Annotated in this window: 8 protein-coding genes and 1 other RNA gene; 4 read left to right on the forward strand and 5 right to left on the reverse strand. The window is 65.5% G+C overall.

The genetic code is table 11. From position 1 onward, the window contains the following. Window positions 1-83: 83 nt before the first annotated feature. Together ACK41X_RS10525 and ACK41X_RS10530 are read left to right on the forward strand one after the other, a co-directional pair. Window positions 84-1508, forward strand: a complete 1425-nt coding sequence (locus tag ACK41X_RS10525) for an FAD-binding oxidoreductase (protein ID WP_409722403.1) — start codon at window positions 84-86, stop codon at window positions 1506-1508. Window positions 1509-1803: 295 nt separating this feature from the next. Next, window positions 1804-5532, forward strand: coding sequence for an AsmA-like C-terminal region-containing protein (locus tag ACK41X_RS10530; RefSeq protein WP_409722406.1), 3729 nt, complete (start codon window positions 1804-1806; stop codon window positions 5530-5532). A 152-nt stretch (window positions 5533-5684) separates the two neighbouring features. On the opposite strand, the gene ACK41X_RS10535 is transcribed toward ACK41X_RS10530, so the two are convergent. From ACK41X_RS10535 to ssrA, 5 genes are all read right to left on the reverse strand, one after another. Next, window positions 5685-5924: a ribbon-helix-helix domain-containing protein gene (locus tag ACK41X_RS10535; protein WP_409722409.1), complete on the reverse strand. Its 240-nt coding sequence runs from the start codon at window positions 5922-5924 to the stop codon at window positions 5685-5687. Then, the gene (locus tag ACK41X_RS10540; RefSeq protein WP_409722412.1) at window positions 5905-6108 is read right to left on the reverse strand and encodes a DUF4169 family protein; all 204 of its coding nucleotides are present in this window, start codon (window positions 6106-6108) and stop codon (window positions 5905-5907) included. The genes ACK41X_RS10535 and ACK41X_RS10540 overlap by 20 nt, the downstream gene beginning before the upstream one ends. A gap of 219 nt (window positions 6109-6327) precedes the next feature. Next, entirely contained in the window at window positions 6328-7764 is a 1437-nt protein-coding gene (fumC, locus tag ACK41X_RS10545) for a class II fumarate hydratase (protein WP_409722415.1), read from the reverse strand. Between the two features lie 72 nt (window positions 7765-7836). Next, window positions 7837-8340: an SspB family protein gene (locus tag ACK41X_RS10550; RefSeq protein WP_409722418.1), complete on the reverse strand. Its 504-nt coding sequence runs from the start codon at window positions 8338-8340 to the stop codon at window positions 7837-7839. A 113-nt stretch (window positions 8341-8453) separates the two neighbouring features. Beyond that, window positions 8454-8824: a transfer-messenger RNA gene (gene ssrA, locus ACK41X_RS10555) on the reverse strand. A gap of 76 nt (window positions 8825-8900) precedes the next feature. Between ssrA and ACK41X_RS10560 the strand changes: the two genes are divergently transcribed. Both ACK41X_RS10560 and ACK41X_RS10565 read left to right on the forward strand, forming a co-directional pair. Then, on the forward strand, window positions 8901-9464 hold the full coding sequence (locus ACK41X_RS10560) for a chromate transporter (protein ID WP_409722421.1): 564 nt from the start codon (window positions 8901-8903) through the stop codon (window positions 9462-9464). Then, on the forward strand, window positions 9461-9821 hold a 361-nt coding region (locus ACK41X_RS10565; RefSeq protein WP_409722424.1), incomplete at its 3' end, for a chromate transporter. The genes ACK41X_RS10560 and ACK41X_RS10565, both read left to right, overlap by 4 nt.

Consider the following 9821-nt stretch of genomic DNA (forward strand, 5'->3'; position numbering starts at 1 on the left):
GATTTCGGCGTTTTAGGTGAATTTGCCGTTTCCTTGCGGCGGCTGGTAGGGTCGGCCGCGCACGCACCGCATGAGGAAGCTCGATGGCTACCGCCGCTGTAACGAACGCAACAGAAAGACGCGACGCTGGCGCGATCCAGGCCGCGATCGGCGATCTTGCAAAAGCCTTCGGCAATCGCCTCGTGACCTCGCAGGCGGTCCGCGAACAGCATGGCCACACCACAACCTGGATCGAGAACCAGCCGCCGGACGCCGTGGTGTTTCCGCAGCACACCGCCGACGTGCAGGAGGCGGTCCGGATTTGTGCGCGCCATAAAGTACCGGTGATCCCGTTCGGAACCGGGACCTCGCTGGAAGGCCATGTCAACGCCCCGCAGGGCGGCGTTTCGATCGACTTCCGCGACATGAACCGGATTCTCGAAGTCCATGCCGAAGACCTCGACTGCGTGATCGAGCCCGGCGTTACCCGCAAGCAACTGAACGAATATCTGCGCGACCAGGGCTTGTTCTTCCCGATCGATCCCGGCGCCGATGCCTCGCTCGGCGGCATGGCGGCGACGCGGGCCTCCGGCACCAATGCGGTGCGCTACGGCACCATGAAGGATAATGTCATGGCGCTGAAGGTCGTACTCGCCAATGGCGAGGTCATGACCACGGCGACGCGCGCGCGCAAATCCTCCTCCGGCTATGACCTCACCCGCCTGATCGTCGGTTCCGAAGGCACGCTCGGCGTCATCACCGAGCTGACCCTGAAGCTGCACGGCATTCCGGAAGCGATCGGGGCGGCGATCTGCCCATTCCCGACGGTGGAGGCCGCCTGCAACGCCACCATCCTGACCATCCAGTCCGGCATTCCGGTGGCCCGCATCGAATTGCTCGACGAGGTGCAGGTGAAGGCGTGCAACGCCTATTCGAAGCTGACGCTGCCGGAGACGCCGCTCTTGATGCTCGAATTCCACGGCACCGAAGCGGGCGTCGCCGAACAGTCGCAGCGCTTCGGCGAAATTGCCGCCGATCTCGGCGGCGGACCGTTCGAATGGACCGCGAAGGCCGAAGACCGCACCCGGCTCTGGCAGGCGCGTCATGACGGGTATTGGGCGGCGAAGGCGCTGCGGGTCAATTCTCAGCCGCTGGCGAGCGACGTTTGCGTGCCGATCTCGCGGCTCGCCGAATGCGTGGTCGAGACCCAGGCCGACCTTCGCGAGACCGGCCTGCTCGGGCCGATCGTCGGCCATGTCGGCGACGGCAATTTCCACGTCGCCCTTGTGGTCGACACGAACGACCCCAAGGAGATGGCGGCGACCGAGACGTTCCTCTCCCGCCTTGCCGAACGGGCGCTGCGCATGGGCGGAACCTGTACCGGTGAGCACGGCGTGGGCCAGGGCAAGATGAAGTATCTGCTCGCCGAGCATGGCGCGCCGGCGCTTGCCGCGATGCGCGCGATCAAGAAAGCGCTCGATCCCGACGACATCATGAATCCGGGCAAACTGGTGCCGGCGGATTTGTAGAGCGCGCGCCAGCAATGTCCTTCCGGGGAGAGCGCGACGCGCGAGAGCCCCGGAATCCAGAACGCCGAATGCCGGTGTTTGCAGTTCGGGATTCCGGGTCCGGAATTGGGCGCCGTCCCGGAATGACGAAAGATAAAGCAAACAGGGCGCCCCGCAGCGCGGCCCGGATCATAGAATCGCCGCCAACCGGCGGTATTCTGATCGGTGTTCACAAGCGATACGGCCTGCGACAGCCCCCGCCTTGCAGTGCGGCAGGGCCGGGATCATCTTTAATGGGGACGATTCAGGTGGATCCGTGCAGGCGACGCTGCTGACCTTGGCCATTGCCGCGATTCTGGCGCTGCTTGCGGCGTTGCTCGGACCGCATTTCATCGACTGGGACACGCATCGGGCCACCTTCGAGGAGCAGGCCAGCCAGGCGGTCGGGCTGCCGGTCCGGGTCGGCGGGCCGATGGACGTGAAGCTGCTGCCGTCACCGACCCTGGTTCTGACCGATGTCGAGATCGGACAGCGGGGCGACGCCCAGGCGCTGCGGGCCAAGGCCCTTGGCATCGAATTCGCGCTGACCCCGCTTCTCTCAGGAAAGCTGCGCGCGGTTGAATTCCGGCTGCTGGCTCCGGAAATCCAGCTCTCGCTGAACGCCGAGGGGCAGGCCGTCCTGCCCAACACCCTTGCCGGGGTGAATGTCCAGGCCTTGTCGATCGACAAATTCGTCGTCGAGGATGCGACGGTGCGGTTCGCCGATGCGGCAAGCGGTGCACGCGCGGCTCTGACCAAGCTCTGGTTCAACGGCGAGGTGCGCGCGCTGCCGGGCCCGATTCGTGGCGAAGGTGCGTTTGTGATGGACGGCGCGCTCTATGGCTATCGGCTTGCCACCGGACGCCCGGACAATGGCGGCTCGCGGATCAAGCTGACCGTCGAGCCGGCCGACCGGCCGCTTTCGGCCGAGCTGGAGGGACTGCTTTCGGCCGAGGATGGCGCGCCGCGCTTTGACGGCGCGCTGGCGCTGGTCCGCCGTGTCCCCGTGAAAGGAGACAAGGCTGCTGCGGCCGACCCCTGGCGTGTCGGCGCAAGGCTCAAGGCCAATGCCGCGTCGGCGCTGTTCGAGCAGGTCGAGCTGGAATATGGGCCGGAGGAGCGGGCGCTGAAGCTGCACGGCACGGCGGAAGCAAAATTCGGTCCGCGGCCGCGGCTCGATGCGATCCTGACCGCGCGCGCTCTTGACGCCGACAAGCTGCTCGGCGGCGGGTCCGCAGCGGCTCCGCGCGCAACGCTGTCGGCGCTGATCGGCGCCGCCGAGGCCATGACGCTGCCGCGGATCGACACCCAGATCGGCTTCGGCATCGACAATCTGACGCTGGGCGGCGCGACCTTGCAGAACATTCGCGGCGACATCGAATTCGGCCGCGGCGGCATTGCCCTGTCCGGCTTCGAAATGCGGGCGCCGGGCCTCACCCAGATTCAGGCGGGTGGGCGTCTCGGCAAGCCGGCCGAGCGCCTGTCCTTCACAGGGCCGGTGAGCGTGACCTCGGCCGATCCGCGGGCCTTCGCCGAGTGGCTTGACGGCGCCAAAGGCAACAGCGCGCTCCCGGCGCGGCCGGTCCGCTTTCGCGGCGACGTGACGCTCGGCAATGGCAGGGTTGCGATCCAGCGCATGCAGGCTGCAATCGACCGCAAGGCCTTTGATGGCGGCCTGGTCTATGAATTTGCCAACGGCGCCGCGCTTGCCACCCTGGCGGCGACGCTGCGCGCCGACGAACTCGATCTCGATGCGGTTCTCGAGGCGGCGGGTGCTGCGACGAATCTCGCGCCGCTGGAGTCTTTCGACGACGTGTCGCTTTCGCTGTCCGTCAAGCGCCTGCGTCTTGCCGATCTGGATGCCGGCAGCACCGACTTGCGCGTCGCGTACAAGGCCGGGGCGCTGGCGATCGATACCGTGAAAATCGCCGATTTCGCCGGGCTTACCCTCGACGCCAAGGGCAAGGTCGATCTCAAGGCGCGGCAGGGATCGGTCGCGTTCGACCTGTCGGTGCGGGATCCGCAGGGGCTCGCCGCGCTGGCGAAGCGAGCGGCGGCGCCGGTCGCCGAGCCGCTGCAGCGCGCGGCTGAACTCGCATCGCCCGGAAAGCTCAGCGGAACCCTGACGGTCGAGCCAAATGGCCGCCCGGACGAAGCGCGCGCAAACCTGTCGCTTGACGGCTCGCTGGGCGCGATCTCGGTCACGTTGAAGACTGCGCTGTCCGGCCGATGGAACGCGCCGGGCGAAGCCGACCTCCTGATCGACGGCGTCTTCGATGCCGGCGATGTCGCCGCCCTGATCAGGCTTGCGGCCCTCGACCGCGTGGTGTCCGTGCCAAAGCAGCCGGGCAAGCTCGCGCTGACGGCGCAAGGCCGCCTCGATGGCGACCTTGCGCTCGATGCATCGATCGCCGCCGTCAATCTCGATGCGGCGGCCAAGGGCACCGTCCGTATCCTGCCGGCAGACCTGCGCCGCGCCGCGCTCGATGTCAGGGTGGGCCGCGCCGACATCGCGCTTCCCGGAGCGGTTTCGACCAATGTCCCGGTGGCATTCACGTCGAAGGTCAGCAGCGACGAGAACGGCATCCGGCTTGACGACATCGCCGCCACGCTTGCCGGCTCGGCCGTGCGCGGCAGGCTTGGTCTGACGTTCGACGAACCGCGCGTGATCGACGGCGAATTGCGCACCGACCGGATCGATGCCGGCGCGCTTTTCGCAGCGTTGGCCGGCGTCAGGCTGCCGGCCCGACCGGACGGCACGAAGAGCGCGAACAAGGACGCCGCGAAAAAGGGCGGTTCAAGTGCCGATGCCTCCTGGAGCGAGACGCCGTTCGCCCCGCTCGCCTTGCCGAAATTGTCCGGGCGCGTCAGCCTGAGCGCCGCGCAGGCCATGCTGACGCCGTCGCTGCAGGTCACGAAAATGCGTTCTGCGCTGCGCTTCTCCGGCCATGACATCACGGTTGAGGATCTCGAAGGCGAAGTCATCGGCGGCCGGCTTTCCGGCGACGTGACACTGCGGCAGGGCGCCGAGACCCTGGCTTTGTCCGGTCAGATCGGTCTCGCAGATGCCGATGCGAGCCAGTTGCTGTTCGGGGAGGGCGCCGCGCCGTTGACCGGACAGGCCGCGTTGAACCTGCAATTCGAAAGCGCAGGACGCAGTCCGCGCGCCTTGATCGGGTCGCTCAACGGGGCTGGCACATTGGTGCTCGACCATGCACGGATTGCCGCGTTCGATCCCAGGGTGTTCGAAGTCGCGATGAAGAGTGTCGATCAGGGACTAGCGATCGATGCGCCGCGGGTGCGCGATCTCGCCAGCAAGGGACTTGGCGCCGGCGCCCTCGTCGTTCCGCATGCCGAAGCCACGGTAACGCTTGCCGCCGGGGTTGCCCGCATCGACGGTTTCACGGCGCGCGCCGAAGCCGCGGAACTCGCGGTCGCCGGCACTTACGATCTGACGACCAGCCGCATCGATCTGCGGCTTGCGATGGCGGGACCGGAGGCCGGCATGGCGCTCAAGCCGGAAATTGCCGTGCAACTGCGCGGTCCGGCTGCCGCGCCGGAGCGCGTGATCGACGTGTCGGCTCTGACCGGCTGGCTGGCGCTGCGTTCGGTCGAGCAGCAGGCCAAGAAGATCGAGGCGCTGGAAAAAGCGCGGCAGGCCGAGCCGGCGCCTGCGGCGCCCTTTGCCGACGATGCGAAGAACGGCGCGCCGGTTGCGACGCCTGCCGAACCGCCTGCGCCGCTGCCGCGTACGCCGCCCCAGTCTGCGGTGCAGCCGCTGCCGCCTGCGATTGAGATCGCGCCGGTGCCCGGCGAACGCCGGCGTGTGCTGCCGCAGCAGCGCGCTGAGCCGCAGCGTCCCGAACCGCCACGCGCAGAGCCGCAACGGACCGAGCCGCCGAGGGTTGAACCGCAGCGCCCGGGCGGAGCCAATCCGTTCCCGACCCCGATCGGTTCGCCGCCGCGCGCGCAACAGCCGCCGCAAGGCGGCCGCCCCATCTTCTGAATGGGTGTCGGCCGGTTTCGCGCCGGACCGCGATCACAGCACGCAGCGGCCGGCAGTCAGAAAGAGAACCCTGCGGAGGGGGCCGTGGTCATTGCGGGATGGTCCCCCAGGCTCTGGCGCGCCCGACATCCCGAAACGGCGACGTGCAGCAGTTAGCGGCGATGGTCCCTGTCGGACGATTGTCCGCGATAGTGATCGAGCACAAACAGGCGAATGGCGGACGACAGATTGCCATGCCGCCGTTGCGAGTCGATGCTCGCGACGATATCCGACAGCGTCATGTGACGCGCATCGGCGATTTCCTTCAGGCCTTTCCAGAATGCGTCCTCGAGACTGACGCTGGTCTTGTGCCCGGCGATAACGATCGATCGTTTAACGACCGGGGACTTCATTGGCCTCTCCGCTTCCAATCCGGTGGCCGTCGAGATTGCTTGCAGACTTGTCACGTTGCGCCCCTTCCAGTTTGCGCTCCGCCTTCGAACGACCATGAACTAGTCGGCGCGCCGCAGCGTTATCCGCATCACGCTGTCGATCGCGCTTCTTCCGCGCCAGCCGAAGATTCAAGACGTCGCCCATCAAAGACCCCGGCCCTGAGCCGGCTATCTTTGGACCCCCACGGGCCCAAACTACAGACACATACCGTCTGTTGATTGCGCCATTAGCGTGGCGGCGGCAAGGCGGAATTCGTAACGAACAGGAAATGGAGTTTTCAGCCGATTAAGGCGATCGCAGAAACCCCGCATCTTGCGATGCAAGACCGTGCAGAAACCGGCAACGCGCCGGTCATGGCAAATTTTACAATGGTCGAATCATCCGTTCGGGCCGCACCAGGCGATCGAATTCTTCTGCGGTGACGAAGCCGCCCTTTACCGCTTCGTCTTTGAGAGTTGTCCCGTTTTGATGCGCGCGCTTGGCGACCTTGGCGGCATTATCGTAGCCGATCTTGGGGGCAAGCGCGGTGACGAGCATCAGCGAGCGCTCCATCAATTCGCGAATACGAGGCTCGTTTGCAAGAATGCCGGCAACGCAATTGTCGGCAAACGAGCGCGATGCATCCGCAAGAAGCTCGATCGATTGCAGCATCGCGAATGCGATAACCGGCTTGAAGACATTCAGCTCGAAATGGCCCTGGCTCGCCCCGACCGTGATCGTGGTCTGATTGCCGAAAACCTGGCAGCACACCATGGTAAGGGCTTCGGCCTGGGTCGGGTTGACCTTGCCCGGCATGATCGAGGAGCCCGGTTCGTTCTCCGGCAGGATCAGTTCGCCAAGGCCCGAACGCGGTCCCGATCCGAGCAGGCGGATGTCGTTTGCGATCTTGAACAGGCCGGCCGCCATCGCGTTGAGCGCGCCATGCACGAACAGATAGGCGTCGTGGGTGGCGAGAGCCTCGAACTTGTTCTGCGCGCTGACGAAGGGCAGCCCGGTGATCGCGGCCGCGCGCTTTGCGAACGAAGCCGCAAATTTTGGGTGCGCGTTGAGCCCGGTGCCGACCGCGGTGCCGCCTTGGGCCAGCGGGTAAAGCTCTTTCGACGATTGCCTGATCCGGGCGATGCCGAATTTGAGCTGCGCGGTGTAGCCGGAGAATTCCTGGCCGAGGGTGAGCGGCGTCGCATCCTGGGTGTGGGTGCGGCCGATCTTCACGATCCTGGCGAATTCCTTCTCCTTGACGCGCAGCGCGTCATGCAGCTGCGAAAGCGCCGGCAGCAGCCTCTGCGAGATTTCCATCACCGCAGCGATATGCATCGCGGTGGGGAAGCTGTCGTTCGACGACTGGCTCATGTTGACGTGATCGTTCGGATGCACCGGCGCCTTCGATCCGAGCGGAGCGCCGAGCATTTCATTGGCGCGATTGGCGATGACCTCGTTCAGATTCATGTTGGTCTGGGTGCCCGAGCCGGTCTGCCAGACCACGAGCGGGAACTCGCCGGCGAGCTTGCCGTCGATCACCTCCTGTGCGGCGGCGACGATGGCCTGGCCGCGCTTCTTGTCGAGTGCGCCCAGCTCCATGTTGGTTTCGGCGGCGGCGCGTTTGACGATGCCGAAGGCGCGGATCAGCGCCTCGGGCATGCGGTCGCCGCCGATCCTGAAATTCTGCAGCGAGCGCTGCGTCTGCGCGCCCCAATAGCGCTCGGCCGGAACGTCGATCGGACCAAAGCTGTCGGTTTCGCTGCGGGTCTTGCCTCGGGAGGCGCGAGCCTTGCTCGCAGTGTCGCGCGTCTGTCTGGTCATGCGCATAGTGTAACGAGCCTTCGCGCCGCGCCAAAGCAGGACCGGCTGGAATTGCTCGAAGCTATTGCTCGATCATTTCTTGCGGAAGCGGTCGAGCCGGACCACTTCGCCGGTCGGCTTGTCTTGGGTCTCGACGGGCGCTGCGGTCGTAGCCTCCGCGGCCGGCGTTCCCGCCGCCACGGGCTTGGCAGGCTGTGCCGGAGCGACCGCGGCTTCGGCCTCGATGGTTTCGAATTGCAGCCCGAACTGCACCGACGGATCGAAGAAGCTCTTGATGGCGGCGAACGGGACGGTCAGCTTTTCCGGTACGCCGCCAAACGACAGCCCAACCTCAAAATCCGCATCGGTCACCTTCAGATCCCAGAACTGATATTGCAGGATGATTGTCATCTCCTGCGGGAACTGCTCGCGCAGCCTGGGCGACATCTTCACGCCGTCCGCGTCGGTGCGGAACGATATCGAGAAATGATGCTCTCCCGGCAGTCCGCTCTTGGCGGTGTCGGTCAGCACCTTGCGCACGAGGCCGCGCAGCGCGTCCTGGGCGAGGAGGTCATAGCGGATATGGTCGGTCGCCATCGGTGATCGCACCAGAAGCCAGCGTCAGAATCGTCTGCAATGGTAACCCGGCGGAACCGGCCCGTCAGCCCGTGGGCGGGCGTTTGAGGGGTATTTCCGGCCGGGCAGACAAAAGTGGAGGCTTCTGTTGCCAGGTGCCTCCGAACCCCGCCTGACGGAGCTAAACCCGTCAGGGCTTTAGATCGGTCTTACAGACTGCGTTACGCAGCCTGAGCAACCGGAGCATAGTTGTCGTTGGCAACTATACGTTTGGCCCGATAACGGCGGGTACCATACCGAGCGAAAGAACAACCTTTACGCCCTCGTCGATCCTGTTTCGCCCCCATCAGCAGCGGCCGCCCGGTGAAGGATCGCGGCCGCTGGTGGTGGAGGCGCCGGGCACTGCCCCCGGGTCCGAAAGGTTTATTGCGAAGTCCGTTTATCGCCATAGCCGGCTTGCGCCGGCTCACGAAATATAAGAGCACCGCCCCGGTGAGGGAAGAGCAGGGGCCGACGAACCTTACGCCGATTTCCGCGCACAGGCGCCGCGCGATTCGGGGTAATGCTTGCATATGATCGACATGCCGGACGAAGCGACCGGGCTGCCGCGCCCATCCTTGCTCGAACTCTTCCTTGGTTTTGCGAAAATCTCCGTCACCGGTTTCGGTCTGATCCTGCCCTGGGCGCGCCGGCTGATCGTCGACGAAAAGAAATGGATGACGGCGCAGGAGTTCAACGAGACCTTCTCGCTCGCGCAATTTCTGCCCGGCCCCAACGTCGTCAATCTGTCGGTGGTGTTCGGTTCGCGCATGCATGGCGCTGCGGGCGCCGCCGTCGCCTTGCTTGGTCTGCTTGGACCGCCGGCGGTGATTGCGACGGGGCTCTCCGCGCTTTACGCCGTCTATGGCGACGCCGATATTCTTCGGCGCATCCTCACCGGGATCGCGGCGGCGGCGATCGGTCTGATGATCGCGGTCATTGTGAAGATGGCCGAACCGGTTCTGCGCAGGCCGCTGACGCCGGCGATGTTCATGATGACGGCGACCTTTCTTGCGGTCGGCATCATGCGCTGGCCGCTCGTTGCAACCGTCGCAATTCTTGCGCCGGTCAGTGTGGCGCTGGCGTTCTGGTGGCAGCGCCGATGAAACCGGCCGATCCGCTGCTCGTCCTGGCCGGTCACTTCGCGCTCTTGTCGCTGTTTGCGATCGGCGGCGCCAATGCCGCCATACCGGAAATGTACCGGATCGCGGTGCAGACCGAAGGATGGATGACCGACCGGCAATTCGCCGATCTGTTTGCCATCGCGCAGGTGACGCCGGGACCGAATGTGATCATCGCCACCCTGATCGGTTATCAGGTTGCCGGAGTTGCCGGCGCTTGCGTTGCGACACTTGCAATGGTCGGGCCGACCTGCATCGCAACATTTTTCATCACCAAGGTCTGGGACCGATTTCGCGCTGCAAAATTTCGGATTGCGGTACAGGAGGGGCTGGTTCCGGTCT

It is taken from the genome of Pseudorhodoplanes sp. (assembly GCF_046289595.1).
Taxonomy (GTDB): Bacteria; Pseudomonadota; Alphaproteobacteria; order Rhizobiales; family Xanthobacteraceae; genus Pseudorhodoplanes.

Bases quoted from the DNA above. Each gene is read 5' to 3' on its own strand.
- ACK41X_RS10550 (WP_409722418.1), bottom strand. From the start codon at position 8,340: ATGGCGACCGACCATATCCGCTATGACCTCCTCGCCCAGGACGCGCTG.
- ACK41X_RS10535 (WP_409722409.1), bottom strand. From the start codon at position 5,924: ATGAAGTCCCCGGTCGTTAAACGATCGATCGTTATCGCCGGGCACAAG.
- fumC (WP_409722415.1), bottom strand. From the start codon at position 7,764: ATGACCAGACAGACGCGCGACACTGCGAGCAAGGCTCGCGCCTCCCGA.
- ACK41X_RS10560 (WP_409722421.1), top strand. From the start codon at position 8,901: ATGCCGGACGAAGCGACCGGGCTGCCGCGCCCATCCTTGCTCGAACTC.
- ACK41X_RS10525 (WP_409722403.1), top strand. From the start codon at position 84: ATGGCTACCGCCGCTGTAACGAACGCAACAGAAAGACGCGACGCTGGC.
- ACK41X_RS10540 (WP_409722412.1), bottom strand. From the start codon at position 6,108: ATGGGCGACGTCTTGAATCTTCGGCTGGCGCGGAAGAAGCGCGATCGA.